This is a genomic window from Streptomyces sp. NPDC096311 (assembly GCF_044763085.1).
GTDB lineage: Bacteria > Actinomycetota > Actinomycetes > Streptomycetales > Streptomycetaceae > Streptomyces.
On record NZ_JBIWFN010000012.1, the window covers coordinates 211948 to 230597 of the forward strand.

Annotated in this window: 18 protein-coding genes and 1 pseudogene; 17 read left to right on the top strand and 2 right to left on the bottom strand. The window is 71.7% G+C overall.

All coding sequences use genetic code 11. From position 1 onward, the window contains the following. The first annotated feature begins 51 nt into the window (after positions 1-51). The 4 genes from ACIRA5_RS29600 (at position 52) to ACIRA5_RS29615 (ending at position 3454) form a co-directional block, all read left to right on the top strand. Positions 52-888: a class E sortase gene (locus ACIRA5_RS29600; RefSeq protein WP_403695545.1), complete on the top strand. Its 837-nt coding sequence runs from the start codon at positions 52-54 to the stop codon at positions 886-888. Between the two features lie 384 nt (positions 889-1272). Beyond that, the gene (locus ACIRA5_RS29605) at positions 1273-1599 is read left to right on the top strand and encodes a DUF6412 domain-containing protein (protein ID WP_403695547.1); all 327 of its coding nucleotides are present in this window, start codon (positions 1273-1275) and stop codon (positions 1597-1599) included. Positions 1600-1763: 164 nt separating this feature from the next. Further along, a complete protein-coding gene (gene yidC / locus ACIRA5_RS29610) occupies positions 1764-2471 on the top strand; it encodes a membrane protein insertase YidC (protein WP_403695854.1) in 708 nt (235 codons plus the stop codon). 125 nt (positions 2472-2596) lie between these two features. Then, the gene (locus ACIRA5_RS29615; RefSeq protein WP_403695550.1) at positions 2597-3454 is read left to right on the top strand and encodes a fumarylacetoacetate hydrolase family protein; all 858 of its coding nucleotides are present in this window, start codon (positions 2597-2599) and stop codon (positions 3452-3454) included. Positions 3455-3607: 153 nt separating this feature from the next. On the opposite strand, the gene ACIRA5_RS29620 is transcribed toward ACIRA5_RS29615, so the two are convergent. Then, entirely contained in the window at positions 3608-4072 is a 465-nt protein-coding gene (locus ACIRA5_RS29620) for a heme-degrading domain-containing protein (RefSeq protein WP_352047016.1), read from the bottom strand. Beyond that, entirely contained in the window at positions 4069-5148 is a 1080-nt protein-coding gene (locus ACIRA5_RS29625; RefSeq protein ID WP_403695553.1) for a Gfo/Idh/MocA family oxidoreductase, read from the bottom strand. The genes ACIRA5_RS29620 and ACIRA5_RS29625 overlap by 4 nt, the downstream gene beginning before the upstream one ends. A 48-nt stretch (positions 5149-5196) precedes the next feature. Here ACIRA5_RS29625 and ACIRA5_RS29630 point away from each other — a divergent pair, with 48 nt between their 5' ends. From ACIRA5_RS29630 to ACIRA5_RS29690, 13 genes and pseudogenes are all read left to right on the top strand, one after another. After that, positions 5197-6546, top strand: coding sequence for an ROK family protein (locus ACIRA5_RS29630; protein ID WP_403695556.1), 1350 nt, complete (start codon positions 5197-5199; stop codon positions 6544-6546). 281 nt (positions 6547-6827) lie between these two features. Then, positions 6828-7931: a hypothetical protein gene (locus tag ACIRA5_RS29635; RefSeq protein WP_403695559.1), complete on the top strand. Its 1104-nt coding sequence runs from the start codon at positions 6828-6830 to the stop codon at positions 7929-7931. A 48-nt stretch (positions 7932-7979) separates the two neighbouring features. Then, the gene (locus tag ACIRA5_RS29640) at positions 7980-8738 is read left to right on the top strand and encodes a GntR family transcriptional regulator (protein ID WP_319747772.1); all 759 of its coding nucleotides are present in this window, start codon (positions 7980-7982) and stop codon (positions 8736-8738) included. 179 nt (positions 8739-8917) lie between these two features. Beyond that, entirely contained in the window at positions 8918-10042 is a 1125-nt protein-coding gene (locus ACIRA5_RS29645; RefSeq protein WP_403695562.1) for a TIGR03364 family FAD-dependent oxidoreductase, read from the top strand. Between the two features lie 5 nt (positions 10043-10047). Further along, positions 10048-10728 (top strand): annotated as a pseudogene (locus ACIRA5_RS29650) (HAD family hydrolase); the annotation flags it as partial. A 197-nt stretch (positions 10729-10925) separates the two neighbouring features. Next, positions 10926-12011, top strand: a complete 1086-nt coding sequence (locus ACIRA5_RS29655) for an ABC transporter ATP-binding protein (protein WP_403695564.1) — start codon at positions 10926-10928, stop codon at positions 12009-12011. Continuing rightward, a complete protein-coding gene (locus ACIRA5_RS29660; protein WP_403695567.1) occupies positions 12004-12858 on the top strand; it encodes a 2-aminoethylphosphonate ABC transporter permease subunit in 855 nt (284 codons plus the stop codon). Before ACIRA5_RS29655 ends, ACIRA5_RS29660 begins: the two co-directional genes overlap by 8 nt. Further along, positions 12845-13642 (top strand): ABC transporter permease, encoded by a 798-nt coding sequence (locus ACIRA5_RS29665; protein ID WP_403695570.1) that lies wholly within the window; start codon positions 12845-12847, stop codon positions 13640-13642. Before ACIRA5_RS29660 ends, ACIRA5_RS29665 begins: the two co-directional genes overlap by 14 nt. A gap of 57 nt (positions 13643-13699) precedes the next feature. Continuing rightward, positions 13700-14785 carry a 2-aminoethylphosphonate ABC transporter substrate-binding protein gene (locus ACIRA5_RS29670; protein ID WP_403695572.1) on the top strand — a complete coding sequence of 362 codons (1086 nt, stop codon included), beginning with the start codon at positions 13700-13702 and terminating at the stop codon, positions 14783-14785. Between the two features lie 99 nt (positions 14786-14884). Continuing rightward, entirely contained in the window at positions 14885-15664 is a 780-nt protein-coding gene (locus tag ACIRA5_RS29675) for an HAD-IIA family hydrolase (RefSeq protein ID WP_054235562.1), read from the top strand. A gap of 126 nt (positions 15665-15790) precedes the next feature. Next, positions 15791-16459 (top strand): hypothetical protein, encoded by a 669-nt coding sequence (locus tag ACIRA5_RS29680; RefSeq protein WP_403695575.1) that lies wholly within the window; start codon positions 15791-15793, stop codon positions 16457-16459. A 1-nt stretch (position 16460) separates the two neighbouring features. Continuing rightward, positions 16461-17138: a class F sortase gene (locus tag ACIRA5_RS29685; protein ID WP_403695577.1), complete on the top strand. Its 678-nt coding sequence runs from the start codon at positions 16461-16463 to the stop codon at positions 17136-17138. Positions 17139-17483: 345 nt separating this feature from the next. After that, complete coding sequence (locus tag ACIRA5_RS29690; protein WP_403695579.1) at positions 17484-18500, top strand: glycoside hydrolase family 6 protein; 1017 nt, start codon at positions 17484-17486, stop codon at positions 18498-18500. Positions 18501-18650: the final 150 nt, after the last annotated feature.

The window sequence follows — 18650 nt, forward strand, 5'->3', positions numbered from 1 at the left end:
CTTGCGGGCCCGGTCGAGGAGGCGAGGCAGTCGAGGAGACGAGGCATCGGTATGGGGGCTCCTGGCATCGTGCGGCGCGGCCTCGGGGCTCCCGGCGTCGTGGATCACGGCACTCGGCGGCGGCGGGCCGCGTACCGGCGGGTGGTGTGGGGCGGGGGCGAGGTTCTCGTCACCGTCGGCCTCCTGCTCCTGCTTCTCGTCGTGCATCAGCTCTGGTGGACCAATCGGCAGGCCCGGGAGGGCGCCGAGAGGAAGGTCCAGGCGTTGGAGAAGGGGTGGGGGAGCGGGAAGGGGCAGGGGCAGGGGAAGGAGCAGGGGGCGGGGGTGTCGGGTGCGGGGAGTGGTTCGGGTGGCTCGGCGGGGGGTGGTGATGCGTCCGGTGGGGGTGGCTCCGGGGCCTCCACCGCGAGTGGGCGGGCGCAGGGAACGCCCCGGTCGTCCCAGGCGTACGCCGTGCTCTCCATTCCCCGGCTCGGTCTTCGTGTGCCGGTCGCGGAGGGGGTCGGCAAGCGGGATGTCCTCAACAAGGGGTACGTCGGGCACTACCCGCACACCCAACAGGCCGGACAGGCAGGGAACTTCGCGCTCGCGGGACATCGGAACACTCATGGGGAGCCGTTCCGGTACATCAACCGGCTGCGGCGGGGGGACGAGATCGACGTCGAGACGGCGGCGGGGCGCTACGTCTACGTCGTAGACAAGACGCTTCCGCAGACCTCCGCGCATGACGGAGGGGTCATTCGGGAGGTGCCGCGCAGTACCGTTCGGCCCGCCTACGGGTACAGCGCGCCGGGGTACTACATCACCCTCACCACCTGCACGCCCGAGTACACCTCCCGGTATCGGCTCGTGGTGTGGGGAAAGCTGACCTCCATGCGCCCCCGTTGACCGCGGTCACCGTCCGGTCCGGGGAACGGTCCCGGCCGGACCCCATGCCGCGTAGCGGCACACGGTTCGGACGGGAAGGCCGGAATCCCCGGGCCTCAGTCCGAGGAGCACGTCAATTCCGGCATGCGACCGGCGGTACGGAGCTCGGCTCGTACGGCGAATGTGCCATGTGTGGAACCGTCGTACCCGTCCCGGACGTCGAAATGGTGCCGGGACCCGGACTCGATCCGGACCCGGCGGATCCGGTCAGCCGTGTGCTGCTGAGGCCGAAGCGGCCGCTGGAGCCGATCGACACCGGTCACGCGTAAGGCCGACACCGGTCACGCGTGAGCAGGTACGGGGGACGTGAGCCCGCGTACGAGAGGGTGAGAGGAGGGGTGGTCCGTGGTTCGGAGCTCGGCGGACGCGCGAAATCTGCGCCCTGTCGCCCTTCTGCTCGTGCTGCTCCTCGAACTCGCCGTGCTGGACGCCGGCAGCCTCCCGGCGGCCGTCGCCGTCGCGTTCACCGCGACCGCCGCGGCCGGGGCCGCGCTCGCCGTCTGCGCCCTCATCGGCTCGCGCCGCGCGTCCGCCGTCCCGCGTACGCGGGTTCGTACGGCGATCCGCGACCGTGAGCACCGTACGGCGTTCCTGCCGCAACGCGATCCCGACGCCTCGGGGCGTCCGCGCCCCCGAGCGCCCGGGCGGGCCCTCCTGACGGCCGCCGCGTAGGGATCCCAGCAGGAACTCGCCCGTCGTACCACCCCTGTCTGCGTACCCCGCGCGGGTCGTCATGCCGACGCGTCACTTCTCATTCCGGCACGACGAGACCCCCGGAGGGCTCACCCATGTCCACCTCCATGTCCACCTCCATGTCCACCTCCATGTCCACACCCATGTCCGCTTTCGCCGGGCTGGTCGAGCGGCTCGCCGATCTGCTCGAACCGCTGTTCCACGCTTCCGCGGCCGCCGCCGCGATCGTCCTGTTCACCGCGCTCGTACGGCTGCTCGTGCATCCCCTGTCCCGGGCGGCGGCGCGGGGGCAGCGGGCGCGTGCCGCGTTGCAGCCGCGGCTCGCCGAGCTGCGCAAGAAGTATCGGAAGGATCCCGAGAGGATGCGGAAGGCGGTGCTGGAACTGCACGAGAAGGAGAAGGTGTCGCCGCTGTCGGGGATTCTGCCCGGGCTTCTTCAGCTGCCGGCCTTCTTTCTTCTCTACCACCTGTTCTCCAGCTCCACCGTCGGCGGTGAGGCCAATGAGCTGCTGAGCCACCAGCTGTTCGCCGCGCCGCTCGGCGGGCGGTGGCTGGACGTGCTCGGGGGCGGTGGGGTGTTCGGTGCCGCCGGGTTCGTCTACCTCGCTCTGTTCGTGGTCGTCGGCGCGGTGGCTGTCTTCAACTACCGCCGTACGAAGCGGACGATGGCCGCCTCGGCGCCTGCGGCCGGCGGGGCGGAGGTGCCCGGCCTCGGTGCGGTGAGTGCGTTTGTGCCGTTCCTGTCCTTCTTCACGCTGATCACCGTGGCGGTGGTGCCGCTGGCCGCCGCGTTGTACGTGGTGACCAGTACGGCCTGGAGTGCCGTGGAGCGGGCGGTCCTGTATCCCTGAGGGTGTGGTGGCGGTCCAGTCCGTGAACGGGGTATTGCGGAGTGGACGTACAGCTTGGAGGATCGACCAGTCCTCCGATGGCTGCACCCGTCGGTGGCTGCCCGCGATCGAGGGAGACTGTGATCATGAAGCTGCTGCGAGTCGGTACGGCGGGATCGGAGCGGCCCGCGCTGCTCGATGCCGAAGGGGTTCTCCGGGATCTGTCGGGAGTCGTGCCGGACATCGACGGGGCGCTGCTCGCCGACGACGCGGCGCTCGGGCGGGTCCGTGCGGCCGGCGAGTCGGGGGAACTGCCCGTGCTGGACGCGGACGGGCTGCGCGTCGGGCCGCCGCTGGCCCGGATCGGCAAGATCGTCTGCATCGGGCTCAACTACCACGACCACGCTCGCGAGACCGGGGCCGAGCCGCCCGCCGAGCCGGTGATCTTCTTCAAGGCCGCGGACACGGTGGTCGGGCCGGACGACACCGTGCTCGTGCCGCGCGGGTCGGTCAAGACCGACTGGGAGGTCGAACTCGCGGTCGTCATCGGGCGTACCGCCCGCTATCTGGAGTCGCACGAGGAGGCGCTCGCGTGTGTCGCGGGGTACGCGGTGGCGCACGACGTCTCTGAGCGGGAGTTCCAGATCGAGCGCGGGGGGACGTGGGACAAGGGCAAGAACTGCGAGACGTTCAATCCGCTGGGGCCGTGGCTGGTGACGGCGGACGAGGTTTTTGACCCGCAGGATCTTTCGCTGAAGCTGTGGGTGAACGGTGAGCTGAAGCAGGACGGGACCACGGCCGAGCAGATCTTTCCGGTGGCGGAAGTGGTCCGGTACGTCAGTCAGTTCATGACGCTCTATCCGGGGGACGTCATCAATACGGGGACGCCGGCGGGGGTTGCCTTGGGGCAGCCGGAGCCGAAGCCGTATCTGCGGGCCGGGGATGTGGTGGAGCTGGAGATCGGGGGGTTGGGGCGGCAGCGGCAGGAGTTCAAACCGGCGTAGGCACTCCGTTGGGGTGGGCCGGGGGGGCGTTGTCGGGTGCCGGTTCGCTGTGGCTGGTCGCGCAGTTCCCCGCGCCCCTGAAAGATCGCGCAGTTCCCCGCGCCCCTGAAAAGACACCCGCGCCCCTGAAAAGACAGGGGCGCGGGTGGGGGGCTACTTTTCCAGGAAGTGGCCCAGCGCCTCGATGACCATGGCGTGGTCCTCCAGTTGCGGCAGTCCCGACACCACCACCGTGCCGATCACGCCCGCGCCCTCGACGGCGATCGGGAACGCGCCGCCGTGCGCCGCGTACGTGTCGGGGTCGAGGCGCGAGGAGTCCTCGAAGGTCGTGCCCTTGGCGCGGAAGCGGGAGCCGACCAGCAGCGACGAGCAGCCGTAGCGCTCGACGACGCGGCGCTTGCGGTCGATCCAGGCGTCGTTGTCCGGGGTCGAGCCGGGCAGCGCCGCGTGGAAGAGCTGCTGACCGCCGCGGCGGATGTCGATCGCGACGGGGGCGCTCCGCTCACGGGCGAGCTCGACGAGCAGGGTCCCGAGGGCCCACGCGTCGTCGTGGGTGAAGTGCGGGAGCGTCAGCCGGCGCTCCTGTGCTTCCAGTTCGGCGATCTCCGGCGCGTTCACAGGGACACCGCCGTGCCCTCGGTGGCGGAGCGACGGGCCGCCTCCAGGACGTCGAGGGCGGCGGCGGCCTCCTGCGCGGTGACCGGGTTCGGGGCGCCGTCGCGGAGGGCGGCCGCGATGGCCGCGTAGTACGCGGGGTACGCGCCCGGGAGCGTGGGCTCGGGGCGGCCGCCACCCGTGAGCGGGGACTCGCCGGAGCCGACGCGGCCCCACAGGGACTCTGGCTCGACACCCCACTCGGTGGTCGCGTCGGGACGCCTGCCCTCGCGCAGGTCCGCCTCCTGCGGGTCGAGGCCGTGCTTCACGTAACCGGCCGCCGAGCCCAGGACGCGGAAGCGCGGGCCGAGTTGGGCGGTCGTCGCGGAGACGTAGAGGTGGGAGCGGACGCCGTTCGTGTGCGTGATCGCGATGAAGGTGTCGTCGTCGGTCTGCGCGCCGGGGCGGCGGACGTCCGTCTCGGCGTACACCGAGGCCGCGGGGCCGAAGAGGACGAGGGCCTGATCGACGACGTGGCTGCCGAGGTCGTAGAGGAGACCTCCGATGTCTGCCGGGTCGCCGGACTCGCGCCAGCCACCCTTGGGCTGCGGACGCCACCGCTCGAAACGGGACTCGAAGCGCCATACGTCGCCCAGCTCGCCCGCGTCGAGCAGCTTGCGGAGAGTCAGGAAGTCGTTGTCCCAGCGGCGGTTCTGGAAGACGGAGAGGAGCAGGCCGCGCTCTTCGGCCAGCGCGGCCAGCTCGCGGGCCTCCGCCGCCGTACCGGCGAGGGGCTTGTCGACGACGACCGGCAGGCCCGCCTTGAGGGCGGCGGTCGCGAGCGGGACGTGGGTCTTGTTCGGGGAGGCGATGACGATCAGGTCCAGCTCGTCGGCGCGCGCCCAGAGCTCTTCGGGCGTGGCGGCGAACGAGACTCCGTCGCCGAACTCGGCGCGGGCCTGCTCCTGCCGCTCCGGGTTTGAGGTGACGATCGTGTCCAGGGCCAGGCCCTCGGTCGCGGCGATCAGCGGGGCGTGGAAGACGGAGCCCGCGAGGCCGTAACCGACGAGGGCCACGCGGAGGGGAGGAGTAGCAGTCATGACGTCCACTTTCGCAACGCTGTTGCCAAAGTGCAAGCGCGGGGGACAATGGCGTACGTGAACAGGACCAATGCCGAGTCTGGAGTCAATCTGCTCGCCCTGCGCAGCCACAACGCCGCGCTCGTGCTCGATCTGCTGCGCACGGCCGGGGAGGGCGGCATCAGCCGGCTCGAACTCGCCGAGCGCACCAGGCTGACCCCGCAGGCCGTCAGCAAGATCACCGCTCGGCTGCGGGCGGACGGGCTGGCGGCGGAGGCGGGGCGCCGCGCGTCGACCGGCGGCAAGCCGCGGACCGTGCTGCGGCTCGTGCCCGAGGCCGGGCACGCGGTCGGGCTCCACCTCGACCGCGACGAGGTGACGGTCGTGCTGTGCGACCTCACCGGCGCGGTGGTCGCCGAGCGGCGGGTTCCGCTCGATCTGGGGGCCGGGGCGGACGCGGTCGTCGAGTCGGCGGCGGGGGAGGTCGAGGCGCTGCTCGCGGGGGCGGGGGTGTCCGTACTGGGCGTGGGCGTCGCCCTGCCGGGGCCGCTCGACCATGCCCGGGGTGTACTGCATCGGGTCACCGGGTTTCCCGAGTGGGACGGGTTCCCGCTGCGGGACGCGCTGGCGGGGCGGCTCGGGGTGCCCGTGGTGGTGGACAAGGACACGAACGCGGCCGCGTTGGGGATCGCGGTGGCGGGGAGTGGGGTCGGGGCGCTGGGGGGTGGCGACTCTGGTACCCCTGGCTCCGCTGGTCCCGCCCGTGCCTCTGGCTCCGCTGGTCCCGCCGGTGCCTCTGGCTCCGCTGGTCCCGCCGGTGCCTCTGGCTCCGCTGGTCCCGCCGGTGCCTCTGGCTCCGCTGGTCCCGCCGGTGCCTCTGATCCCTCTGGCTCTTCTGGTCCCGCTGACTCTGCTGGTCCTGCTGGTCCTGCTGGTCCCTCCGGCCCCCTTGAATCCTTCGCCTATCTGCATCTCGGTACGGGGCTCGGGGCGGGGCTCGTGATCGGTGGGGGCGTGCACCGGGGGGCGCGTACCGGGGCGGGGGAGTTCGGGCATCAGGTCATTCAGCTGGACGGGCCCCCGTGCGGCTGCGGCAACCGTGGCTGTATCGAGGCGTTGTGCCTCGCCGCCGTGGACCGCGGTGCCGTGGGTGAGGCGGCGCGGGTGCTCGGGGTGGGCGCCGCGAATCTGGTGGGGCTGCTGGACATCGACCTCGTGCTGCTCGGCGGGCGTACCGTCGCCGCGCATGAGGAGGCCTTCGTACGGGGTGTCGGTGCCGTTCTTGAGGAACGGGCCCGGCTGGAGGGCGTGGACGACGGGGCGATTCCGGTGCGGGTGGCGCCCGGTGGGGCGCGTGGGGTCGCGGAGGGCGCGGCGCAGTTGTTGCTGGCGCCGTTGTTCGGGCGCGGGGAGGGCTGAGCGGCTCGGGTGTTCGGGGCGGGTCTCCGGCCGGGGTGACTCGGCTGTCCGGGGCGGGTCACCGGCCGGGTGACTCGGCTTTTCGGAGGGGCTTCGGGGGCGGGGTGACTCGGCTGTTCGGGGGGACTTCGGGGGCCGGGCGGGGTGTGTCGTGGGTGTGGCGGGGCGGTGGGCGCCGACCGGTGTGGGACGGTCACGGGGCCGTTGCCCTGTACGCCGTTGCCCTCACCACCCGACGCTCCCGCCCCCCTCCCGCCGCCCTTGATCGGCAAAGGCCCCTCATGCGACTGCTGCGACTGCGCAAGACCAGCCCCTTCGCCCTGACCGCCGTTGCCCCCGCCCTGGGTCTCGGGCTCGCACCGCCGCCCGCCGCACAGGCGCTCGCGCCGCTCGGGCCCCTCGCGAGCCCCCGCCCCACCTGTGCCGCGCCCGACACCCGGGCCTTCCCGATCAAGACCCGGATCCACGGCGGTCCGGACGCCTACGACGTCGGCGGCGACTTCCGGACCTGGTACATCGACCTGACCAACACCACCGCGCACACCTGCGGAAACATCCACCCGATCGTCGTACTCGTGGACAGCAAGCGGCTGCTGCGGCCGGGACAGGCGCGGCTGGAGTTCTACGAGGGGGAGCGCACGCATCCCGTCGAGTTCGAGAAGAGCGACCAGGACGAGAACATCGGGGCGTTCGACGACGGGTTCCCGGGGTTCACGGTCGGACCCGGCCGGACGCTCACCGTGAAGGTCCGCCTCTCCGTGACCTCCGACGCCGCCGTGCCGAACGACGTCGTCGCCAACGCGGCCGTGGTGCAGCGCCACAACAACGACGGGGACTGGGTGGGGGAGTCGAACGCGTACCGCTTCCGGATCGACGACGAGAGCAAGACGAGCGACGGCGACGTTGTGGACGCGGGGGGCACGGGGGGCACGGGAGGCACCGGGGACGGTGGGGGCAGCGATGGCGGAGGTGACGGCGGAGGCGGCGGAAGCGGCGGCGGTGACGGCGGAAGCGGCGGAGGTGATGGCGGAGGCGGCGGCGGTACGAGCGCGGCTCCCGAAGCCAGCGGCACCGCCACGGGCAGTAGCACCGGTAGTAGCACAGGCGGCGTCACCGGCACCGGCACCAGCAGTCCCACCGGTACCGGTGCCGGTGACGGCGGTGGCGGCGGTCGCGACGGCGGTGACAATGACGGAGCCGATGACGGCGACGCCGCAGGAAAGGAACGGGACGGGTCCTCATCGGCGGACGACGGATCCTCGTCCGCGGACGAGCTGGCCATGACCGGGCCGCGCGAGGTCGCTCTGGCGGTGGGCGTCGCCCTGTTCGCCGCCGGAGGCGTGCTCTTAGTGGCCTCCCGTTGGTCCCGGTTCCGGCGTCGCTGAGCCCTCCCACCGGCGCACCGCCCGTACCGCATCTGCGACCATCCCCCCGTGGACTACCCGAACGACCAATCGCCCGGCGCCCCCGTCCGCTCCGGCATCCCGGAGCACGGCCGTATCCCGAAGTACTACGCGGTCAAGGCGCACATCGCCGTGCTGATCGAGGAGTTGGGCGAAGGGGGACTCCTGCCCACCGAGCGCGATCTCGCCGAGAAGTACGAGGTGGCCCGCGAGACCGTACGGCAGGCCCTGCGAGAGCTGCTGCTCGAAGGCAAGCTGCGGCGGCAGGGGCGCGGCACCGTCGTCGCGGGGCCGAAACTGGAGCAGCCGCTCTCCCTCGCGAGCTACACCGAAGGCGTACGGCGGCAGGGGCGCACCCCCGGTCGTACGCTCATCTCGCTCGACCGCTTCCCCTGCCCGCAGGCGCTGGCCACCGAGGCGGGGCTGACGCGCGGCGAGCCCGTCTGGCACATGGAGCGCGTGCTGCTCGCCGACGACGAGCGGGTCGGGCTGGAGAGTACGTACGTCGCCGTGGCCCGGGTGCCCGACCTCGACCGTGACTTCGACCCCGACTCCTCCTTCTACGCCTACCTCCACGACCGGCTCGGCATCGCGTTCGGTGACGCGGACGAGCGGATCGAGACGGTGCTGGCGACGCCGCGCGAGGCGCTGCTCATCGGTACGCCGCCCGCGCTGCCGATGCTGCTGATCCACCGGGTCTCGCGGGACACGAAGGGGCGGCCGCTGGAGCGGGTGCGGACGCTGTACCGGGGGGACCGGTTCTCGTTCACGGCGCACCTGGGCAGGTGACGTTCACCGCGTACCCCGGCAGCTGACGCACGGCGGGCCGGGGGCGGGCTCGAAGGCGTCCTCTCGACCAAGTATTGTCACGAGAAGATAACGGGTCTAGCCCAAACGTGATGGGCGGTTCACCATCTGGATGCTGTCCGGACCCCTTTGATTCCCCCTCCCCGAGGAGCGTGGCCGTCGTGAGAGTGATAGTCGTCGGAGCCGGCGTGGTGGGTACCCTGCACGCCTGGCACGCAGTGGAACGCGGCCACGAGGTCGTACAGATCGAGCGTGAGGCGGAGGCCCGCGGGGCCTCGCTGCGCAACTTCGGGCAGATCTGGGTGAGTGGTCGCGCCGGAGGAGAGGAGCTGGAGACCGCCCTGCGGGCGCGGGAGCTGTGGGAGGAGATCGGGGCACGCGTCCCGGACGTCGGCTTCCGGGCGTGCGGATCGCTGACCCCCGTGCGCAACCCGCGCGAGCTCGCCGTCGCCGAGGCCGCACTGGCCCGCGAGGACGCCGCCGCCCGCGGCTACAAACTGCTCGCCGCGGACGAGGCGCGCGCCGTGAACCCCGCCCTGCGGGGTGCGTTCGAAGCGGCCCTGTTCTGCGAGCGCGACGCGGCCGTCGAGCCGCGCACGGCCCAACTCGCCCTCCGCGCCGAGCTGTCGAAGTCCCCGAACTACACCTTCCTGCCGGGGCGCGAGGTCCGTGACGTCGTCGGAGAACACGCCGTACGCGACGACCACGGGGACGTTCACACCGGTGACGTCGTCGTGCTGTGCACGGGCGCCTGGCTCGGCGGTCTCGTACGGGAGCTGGCCGGGCCCGAGCTGCCCGTGCGGCGGGTGCGGCTCCAGATGATGCAGACCGAACCGCTGGGCGAGCCGCTCACCACCTCCGTCGCCGACGCCGACAGCTTCCGGTACTACCCCGCGTACCGCAGCCCCGCCCTCGACGACCTGGACGCACACCAGCCGCAGGCCCCGATCGCCGCCGCGCACCGGATGCAGCTGCTCATGGTGCAGCGCGCGGACGGTGGGCTGACCATCGGCGACACCCACGAGTACGAGCACCCCTTCGCCTTCGACACCCTCGAAGACCCCTACGACCACCTCACCGAGGTCGTCGAGTCCTTCCTCGGCCGCCCGCTGCCGAAGATCCGGCGCCGCTGGGCCGGGGTGTACGCGCAGTGCACCGACCCGAGCCGAGTCGTGCACCGGCAGCGGGTGCGGGACGGGGTGTGGCTGGTCACCGGGCCCGGCGGGCGCGGCATGACCTGTTCGCCCGCCATCGCCGAAACGACCGCCAACGACTTGGGATGGTGAAAGAAATGACCGAGGACATACGACTCGTCGTGCTCGACATGGCGGGCACCACCGTCGCCGACGGCGGCCTGGTGGAGCAGGCCTTCGCCGTGGCCGCCGGGGAGCTGGGCGTCGAGCCCGGGTCCGCCGACCACACCAGGAAGCTCGACCACGTCCGGGCCACCATGGGCGAGTCCAAGATCTCCGTCTTCCGGCACCTGTTCGGCGAGGAGTCCCTCGCCCGGCGGGCCAACGTCGCCTTCGAGAAGGCGTACGGGGAACTCGTCGACGGTGGGCGCCTCGCGCCGATCGCCGGGGCGCGCGAGGCGATCGAGGAGCTCCAGGCGGGCGGCCGTACCGTCGTCCTGACCACCGGGTTCGCCCGCGTCACCCAGGACGCCATCCTCGACGCCCTCGGCTGGCAGGGGCTGGTGCCGCTCACGCTGTGCCCGGCCGACGCCGGAGGCCGCGGGCGGCCGTACCCCGACATGGTCCTGGAGGCCTTCCTGCGCACCAAGGCCGCGGAAGGCGTCCAGCAGGTCGCGGTCGTGGGCGACACCTCGTACGACATGCTCAGCGGCGTACGCGCCGGGGCGGGCGTGGTGGCCGGTGTGCTCACCGGGGCGCACGGCGACGAGGTGCTGCGCGCGGCCGGGGCCGGCCATGTGCTCGGCTCGGTGGCCGAACTTCCCGCCCTGCTCGACGGACCCACCGGAGACGACTTGCTCTCCGGAGAGGACTTGCTCTCCGGAGACGAACGGCTCCCTGGAGCCGACCCGTTTCCCGGACCCAGTTCGTTTCCCGGACCCGGTTCGTTTCCCGGAGCCGACCCGCTCCCCGGACCCGGTCCGCTCCCCGGACCCGGTCCGCTCCCCGGACACGATCCGTATCCCGGAGCCGGGCGATGAGCGGCGGCAGCGGTATCCGCTTCGACCGGGTGTCCGTCGCGTACGACGGCACCACGGTCCTCGACTCCCTCGACCTCACCGTCGAGCCCGGCGAGGTGATGGCGCTGCTCGGGCCGTCCGGGTCCGGGAAGACCACCGCGCTGCGGGCCGTCGCCGGGTTCGTGCGGCCCGCCTCCGGCCGGGTGTTCATCGGCGACCGGGAGGTGACCGCTCTGCCGCCCCACCGGCGCGGCGTCGGCATGGTGGTGCAGCAGTACGCGCTGTTCCCGCACATGCGGGTCGAGGACAACGTCGCCTTCGGGCTCAGGGCGCAGAAGGTCGCCAAGGGCGAGATCCGCGGACGGGTCGCCGAGGCGCTGGAGATGACCGGGATGGCGGCCTGTGCCCGGCGCCATCCCCGGGAACTGTCCGGCGGGCAGCAGCAGCGGGTCGCCATCGCGCGGGCGCTCGCCATCCGGCCCGGCGTCCTCCTCCTCGACGAGCCGCTGTCCGCGCTCGACGCGCAGCTGCGGTCGGGGATGCTGGCCGAACTCGCCCGGCTGCACCGGGAGTTGCCCGACATGTCGATCCTGTACGTCACCCACGACCAGATCGAGGCGCTGACGCTGGCCGACCGGATCGCGGTGATGGACAAGGCGCGGTTGCAGGACGTGGGGACGCCGCGGGAGCTGTACCGGGCGCCGAGGACCGCGTTCACGGCGTCGTTCGTGGGCAACGCGAACCTGTTGCCGGTGACCGTGGGCGCGGGAGGTGTCGCCTTCGGCGGGACCGAGCTCAAGGTGTCGACGGGCAACGCCGTCGAGGGCGCGAGCGCCACGCTGTGCGTACGGCCGCACCTCGTCGGACTCGGCGGGGGACCCAACGCCCTCACCGGGTCGGTGGCCGAGGTGCAGTGGCGCGGTGCCACCCACCGGCTCTACGTCGACGTGGACGGACACCGACTCAAAGTGGACCTGCGGGAGTTGCGGACGCCGCCCGCTCTCGGGGAGGAGATCACCGTGCACTTCGCAGCCGAGGACGCGGTGCTGCTCTCCGCAGAGGTGACCGCAGAGGTGACCGCAGGGGTGACCGCGGATGTCTAGCGCCATGGCGGCCACCAGGTCCCGTCCGCGCATACCGACCTGGGCCTGGGCCCTGCCGCCCGTCGCCGTCCTCGGACTCGTCTTCCTCTACCCCCTCGCACTCGTCGTCCAGCAGTCCTTCCAGCCGGACACCGGGGGCACCTCCCTCCAGCCGTACGCCGACGTCCTCGCGTCCCCGTGGTTCCTGGAGGCCCTCCGTACGACCGTCTGGATCGCCGTCGCGGCGACCGTCGGCTGTCTCGTGCTCGGGTTCGTGCTCGCCCTGGTCATCGCGTTCGTGCCGTTCCCCGGCGGGAAGGCCGTCGCCAGGTTCATCGACGTCTTCCTGTCCTTCCCGTCCTTCCTGATCACGCTCGCGCTGCTGTTCATCTACGGCACGGTGGGCATGGCCAACGGACTGTGGACGGACGTGACCGGTGCCGCCGAGGGGCCGTTCCAGTTCCTCACCACCCCGTGGGGGGTCCTCCTCGCCGAGATCACGTACTTCACCCCGTTCGTGATGCGGCCCCTGCTCGCCGCCTTCTCGGGGATCGACACCGCCCAGCTGGAGGTGGCGTCCTCCCTCGGGGCGCGGCCCACCCGGATCGTGCGGCAGGTGATCCTGCCCGAAGCGCTGCCCGCGCTCGCGGCCGGCGGCAGCCTCGTCCTCGTGCTCTGCCTCAACGAGTTCGGGATCGTCCTGTTCACCGGGGCGAAGGGCGTCACGACCCTGCCGATGCTCGTCTACAGCAAGGCGATTCTGGAGTCCGACTATCCGGGCGCGTGCGTGGTCGCCGTCGTCAACGTCCTCGTCTCCGTCGGGCTCTACGGCCTCTACCGGGTGGTGAGCCGCCGTGCTGGTGCATAGCCGCAAGGGGAAGTGGGCCACCTGGGCCGTCTTCTTCCTGCTCTTCCTGCCCCTGTTCGCCCTGCCGCTGCTCGTCGTCCTCGCCGCGTCGTTCGCCACGAACTGGTCGAGCGCGCTCCCGTCCGGCTTCACCACCGGGCACTACACGGCCGCCACCCGTGGCGCGTCCCTCCAGGCCCTCACCACCAGCCTGGTCACGGCGGTCACCGCGAGCCTGCTCGCACTGGTCGTCGGCACCTGGGCGGCGCTCGCCGCGCACGCGCTGGGGAAGCGCGGCAGGCGGGTCCTGGACGCCATGTTCATGCTGCCGGTCGCCGTGCCCTCGGTCGTCGTGGGCCTCGCGATCCTCGTCGCCTTCTCCACACCGCCGATGCTGCTCAACGGCACCCGCTGGATCGTCATCCTCGCGCACACCGTGCTGGTCACGGCCTTCGCCCACCAGTCGGTGTCGGCCGCCCTCGCCCGTCTCGACCCGGCCTACGAACAGGCCGCGGCCTCGCTCGGCGCCCGGCCCTCGTACGTGCTGTGGAGGGTGCGGCTGCCGCTGCTGCTGCCCTCGCTGACCGCCGCCGCGGGGCTCTGCTTCGCCCTGTCCATGGGCGAGCTGAGCGCCACCATGATGCTCTACCCGCCCGACTGGACCCCGCTTCCCGTCCAGATCTACGCGGCCTCGGACCGCGGCGCCCTCTTCACCGGCTCCGCGCTCGCGGTCGTCCTCATGACCACGACGGTGCTCGTCCTGTTCGCCGTCTCCCGGATCCGCACCAAGGCCTCCTACCGCTGACCCCGATCCGATCCTGATCAGCCACCCTTCCAAAGATCGCAAGGAGTTCATCTCGCCATGCCCAGAAACCTCCACCACCTCGAGCCGATCGCCGCCGTCGTCGGCAGCCTCGCCCTCGCCGCCACCCTCACCGCCTGCGGCGGCGCCTCCAGCGCCTCCGACGCCAAGGTCGTCACCGTCTACAGCGCCGACGGCCTCAAGGGCGAGAACGGCGACGGCTGGTACGACCAGGTCTTCAAGGACTTCGAGAAGCAGACCGGGATCAAGGTCAAGTACGTCGAGGGCGGCTCGGGCGAGATGGTCCAGCGCGCCGTCCGCGAGAAGACCAACCCGCAGGCCGACGTCCTCGTCACCCTCCCGCCGTTCATCCAGCAGGCCGACGGCAAGGGGCTGCTCCAGAAGTACACCCCGAAGGGCTCCGACCAGGTCGCCGGCGGCGACAAGGCCGCCGACGCCACCTGGACCTGCGTCGTCAACAACTACTTCGGTTTCGTCTACGACAAGAAGGAGCTGAAGCAGACGCCCACCACCTGGGAGGAGCTGCTCGACGCGCGGTACAAGAACAAGCTCCAGTACTCCACCCCGGGCGTCGCCGGAGACGGAACCGCCGTGCTCGTCAAGGCGATCCACGACTTCGGCGGCAAGGAACAGGCGCTTGCCTACCTGAAGAAGCTCCAGGCCAACAACGTCGGCCCGTCCGCCTCCACCGGCAAGCTCGCGCCCAAGGTCGACAAGGGCGAACTCCTCGTCGCGAACGGCGACGTCCAGATGAACTACGCCCAGTCCAAGGACATGCCGAACCTGGGCATCTGGTTCCCGAAGGCCACGGACAAGGCCGCCGACGCCGCCGGGAAGCCCACCACCTTCGCCCTCCCGTACGCCGCGGGACTCGTCACCAAGGCCCCGCACGCGGACAACGGCAGGAAGCTCCTCGACTTCATGCTGTCCGCCACGGCGCAGCAGCAGGTCAGCGAGATCGGCGGCGGCTTCTCCGCACGCAAGGACGTCAAGGCCACCGACGCGAACGCCATCGCCCTGACCAAGCTCATGGACGGCGTCGCGCTCTTCGAGCCGGACTGGGCCGACATCGACAAGAACCTGACCTCGTACGTCGAGGACTGGAAGACGGCCACGGGAAGCTGACACTCCACCCTGACTAGGCTGGGGGCGTCGGCACATCGTCGTTCCGGCGCCCCCGGATCGTGTGCGTACGTACGCCAGGACGGCAGGAGAACCAGCACCATGGCAGAGCGCAAGCCCATCGAGTCGTGGCTCACCGACATGGACGGCGTCCTCATCCACGAGGGTGTGCCGATCCCCGGCGCGGACGCCTTCGTCAAGAGGCTGCGGGAGTCCGGGAAGCCGTTCCTGGTGCTCACCAACAACTCGATCTACACCGCTCGTGACCTGCACGCCAGGCTGCGGCGCATGGGCCTGGACGTGCCGGTCGAGAACATCTGGACCTCCGCGCTCGCCACCGCCAAGTTCCTGGACGACCAGCGGCCCGGTGGCACCGCGTACGTCATCGGCGAGGCGGGCCTGACCACGGCACTGCACGACATCGGGTACGTCCTGACCGACCACGAGCCGGACTACGTGGTCCTCGGCGAGACCCGTACGTACTCCTTCGAGGCCATGACCAAGGCGGTCCGGCTGATCAAGGGCGGCGCCCGGTTCATCGCCACCAACCCCGACGAGACCGGCCCGTCCGCCGAGGGCCCGCTGCCCGCGACCGGCGCGGTGGCCGCGCTGATCACCAAGGCGACCGGCAAGCAGCCCTACTTCGCCGGCAAGCCGAACCCGCTGATGATGCGGACGGGGCTCAACGCCATCGGGGCGCACTCCGAGACCAGCGCGATGATCGGCGACCGGATGGACACGGACGTCCTGGCCGGCCTCGAGGCGGGCATGGTGACCTATCTCGTCCTCACCGGGCTGACCACCCGCGAGGAGATCGAGCAGTACCCCTTCCGGCCCTCCAGGATCGTGGACTCGATCGCGGACCTCGTCGAGCGGATCTGACGCCGCGCGGGCCGAGGGCCACCGGCCCGCGCCAAACCTTTCGAGACCCGTTTGGAGCAGTCGGGGGCGTCTGAGGATGCGTCCCGCGGCCAGGCGGGGGAGTCTCCAGGTATCTGGAGGTTCACGATGGGTTCATGTCGACTCGCTCTCTGTGCGCGACTCACTCTCTGTGCCGGTGCGGTGCTCGCGGCGGCGTTCACTCCCGCCGCGTACGCGGCCGACGGCGGCGTCTCCGTCTCTCCCGGGTCCCCGGCCCCCGGCAGCGACGTCCAGCTGCGGGCGCTGGGCTGTACGGGGACGACCGGTACCGCGGTCTCGACGGCGTTCGTCGCCGACGCGCGGCTCACCGGCCAGGGCGGGGTGCTCACCGGCGACACCCGCGTCCGCTCGTCGGCCACGCCCGGTGCCTACGAGGTCAAGGTCAGCTGTGACGGCCGCCAGGACCGGGTGACCGGCACGGTCACGGTCACCGCGCCGGGCGGCCCGACCTCCCTGAGGTCCGCCCTCGCCGTCCCGAACGCCTTGACGTCCGCCCTCGCCGTCCCGAACGCCTTGACGTCCGCCCTCGCCGTCCCGAACGTCTTGACGTCCGCCCTCGCCGTCCCGACCGGCCTGGCCTCGCCCGTCGCCCCCGTGCACGCGGGCGGCGGCGGCACCGCGCACTTCGCCTCGGTGGACGCCCGCTCGTCGAGCCCCGGCACCAAGCACGCGGTGATCGGCCTCGTCCTCGCGAGCGCCGCCGCGGTGGCGGTCGCGGTCCGCAGCGCGCGCCGGGGCCACGACACCCGGGACTGACATGTCCGACGACATGCCCGAACACGGGCGTTGTTCCGGCGCCGGCCGGCTGCTGACCGGTGTCGCCTGGGCGGTGCTGCTGCTCGGGCTGTGGCTGTGGGGCCGCGACCTGACCGACGTACGGCAGGGGATAGCGGCGCCGACGACGGGGGACATCGCGGCGGTCGGACGACCGCCCGAGGTACGGCTGCCACCCGCGCTGAAGCCGCTGACGAGCGCCGTGCCGCAGCGCATCGACATTCCCTCGATGGGGGTGCAGGCGCCGGTCGTGGGCCGCGGGCTCGACGGGCAGGGGGCGATCGATCCGCCCCCCTTCGACCAGCCGGGCGTGGTCGGCTGGTACGCCGCCGGGGTGCGGCCGGGGGCGGCCGGGACCGCGCTGTTCGTGGGGCACGTCGACACCGAGACCCGGCCCGCGGTCTTCTACAAACTCAGCACGGTACGGCCGGGGCAGACGGTCCGGGTGGTCCGCGACGACGGGACCGTCGCCGAGTTCACCGTGGACGACGTGCAGGTCTTCCCGCGCGACCATTTCGACGCCCGACAGGCCTACGGGCCACGGGAGTCGGGGCGGGCCGAGCTGCGGCTCGTCACCTGCGGCGGCACCTTCGACCGGGTGAGCCGCACCTACACCGCGAACGTGGTCGTGTCGGCCTACCTCACGGGCCACGGACGATGATGCGGGTGACTCGCGGACGATGATGCGGGTGAATGCGGCCGGTGCCCCGGTGCCCCGGTGCCCCGGTGACCGGTTCCACCTGGCCCGGTCGGCGGCCCGCTCCCCCCGGAGCCGCCGACCGGGCTGGTCCTCGACCGCGCACGCACGGGCTGCGGGAGTAACCCGGCGGTCGGCGCGGGAGGTTCTGGGTCCGTTTGAGGCAACTCTAGAACGTATGAGCGTTCTGGCCTAGGACCTGTCCCCGGGGCTGTAACAGCTCACCGATAAGGCGCGGGCGATCTCGTGGGCGAGGCGCCACCTATGTCACGATTGACCCCAAGGACAGTGCACCCGAGGGGGAGTTGCATGTACGGCAGCAAGGGGGCCGGGGCTCGGGCGTCCGTCGCGGTGGTGGGGGCGTTGCTGGTGCTCGCGGGGTGTTCCTCCGGGGGCGGCGGCGACCAGAGCGACGGTTCCGGTTCCAAGGTCACTCAACAGCCCAAGAACTCCGACCCGTTCTGGGTCAACCCGGCGGGCAACGCGGCCGAGCAGGTCACCGCGTATGCCAAGGCGGGCAAGAAGGACGACGCCGAGCAGATCCGCAAGATAGCCGAACAGCCGACCGGCGAGTGGATCGGGCCGGAGAATCCCGAGCAGGAGGCGCGCGGCTTCACCGAGGCGGCGCAGCAGGCCGACCGGGCGGCCATCCTGGTCCTCTACAACATCCCGCACCGCGACTGCGGCCAGTTCTCGCAGGGTGGCGCGGCGGACGGCGACGCCTACAAGGCCTGGATCGACGGGGTCGCCCGCGGCATCCAGGACCGGCCCGCCACGGTGATCCTGGAGCCGGACGCGATTCTGCACCTGGTCAACCAGTGCACTCCGGCGCAGTTCCAGGAGGAGCGGTACTTCCTGCTCGAGACCGCGGTCACCAAGCTCAAGGCCCTGAAGAACACGAAGGTGTACCTCGACGCGGGCAACGCGGGCTGGGGTCACCCCGACCAGATCTTCCCGTCGCTGAAGCGGGCGGGCATCGACCAGGCCGACGGCTTCTCCGTCAACGTCTCCAACTTCTACTCGACCAAGGACTCCATCGCGTACGGCAGGCAGCTGTCCGCGAAGGTCGGCGGCAAGCACTTCGTCATCGACACCAGCCGCAACGGAAACGGCCCCTACACGGCCGGCGACGCGGACGAGAACTGGTGCAATCCGCCGGGGCGCGCGCTGGGCGAGACCCCGACGACCAAGACCGCCGATCCGCTTGTCGACGCGTATCTCTGGGTCAAGCGGCCCGGTGAGTCGGACGGGGAGTGCAAGGGGGGTCCGAAGGCGGGAGACTGGTGGGCGGAGTACGCGCTGAAGCTCGCCAAGGCCAGCGGCTGAGCTCGGGGCCGCGAGTGGTTCGGTGGGTGCGGGTGGACTGTGGCTCGGCGCGCCCACGCGGCGGAGCCGCGTATGTCACAGCCCCGCGCCCCTCAGTACGGTGCGGGCGCCCTTCGAGAGAAGGGCGCCCGCAGTTACGTACGGCTCTCG

What these genes read in the sequence shown, in the direction of transcription:
- ACIRA5_RS29600 (WP_403695545.1), top strand. Translation starts at nt 52, where the DNA reads ATGGGGGCTCCTGGCATCGTGCGGCGCGGCCTCGGGGCTCCCGGCGTC.
- yidC (WP_403695854.1), top strand. Translation starts at nt 1,764, where the DNA reads ATGTCCGCTTTCGCCGGGCTGGTCGAGCGGCTCGCCGATCTGCTCGAA.
- ACIRA5_RS29615 (WP_403695550.1), top strand. Translation starts at nt 2,597, where the DNA reads ATGAAGCTGCTGCGAGTCGGTACGGCGGGATCGGAGCGGCCCGCGCTG.
- ACIRA5_RS29625 (WP_403695553.1), bottom strand. Translation starts at nt 5,148, where the DNA reads ATGACTGCTACTCCTCCCCTCCGCGTGGCCCTCGTCGGTTACGGCCTC.
- ACIRA5_RS29630 (WP_403695556.1), top strand. Translation starts at nt 5,197, where the DNA reads ATGGCGTACGTGAACAGGACCAATGCCGAGTCTGGAGTCAATCTGCTC.
- ACIRA5_RS29635 (WP_403695559.1), top strand. Translation starts at nt 6,828, where the DNA reads ATGCGACTGCTGCGACTGCGCAAGACCAGCCCCTTCGCCCTGACCGCC.
- ACIRA5_RS29655 (WP_403695564.1), top strand. Translation starts at nt 10,926, where the DNA reads ATGAGCGGCGGCAGCGGTATCCGCTTCGACCGGGTGTCCGTCGCGTAC.
- ACIRA5_RS29660 (WP_403695567.1), top strand. Translation starts at nt 12,004, where the DNA reads ATGTCTAGCGCCATGGCGGCCACCAGGTCCCGTCCGCGCATACCGACC.
- ACIRA5_RS29670 (WP_403695572.1), top strand. Translation starts at nt 13,700, where the DNA reads ATGCCCAGAAACCTCCACCACCTCGAGCCGATCGCCGCCGTCGTCGGC.
- ACIRA5_RS29675 (WP_054235562.1), top strand. Translation starts at nt 14,885, where the DNA reads ATGGCAGAGCGCAAGCCCATCGAGTCGTGGCTCACCGACATGGACGGC.
- ACIRA5_RS29680 (WP_403695575.1), top strand. Translation starts at nt 15,791, where the DNA reads ATGGGTTCATGTCGACTCGCTCTCTGTGCGCGACTCACTCTCTGTGCC.
- ACIRA5_RS29685 (WP_403695577.1), top strand. Translation starts at nt 16,461, where the DNA reads ATGTCCGACGACATGCCCGAACACGGGCGTTGTTCCGGCGCCGGCCGG.
- ACIRA5_RS29690 (WP_403695579.1), top strand. Translation starts at nt 17,484, where the DNA reads ATGTACGGCAGCAAGGGGGCCGGGGCTCGGGCGTCCGTCGCGGTGGTG.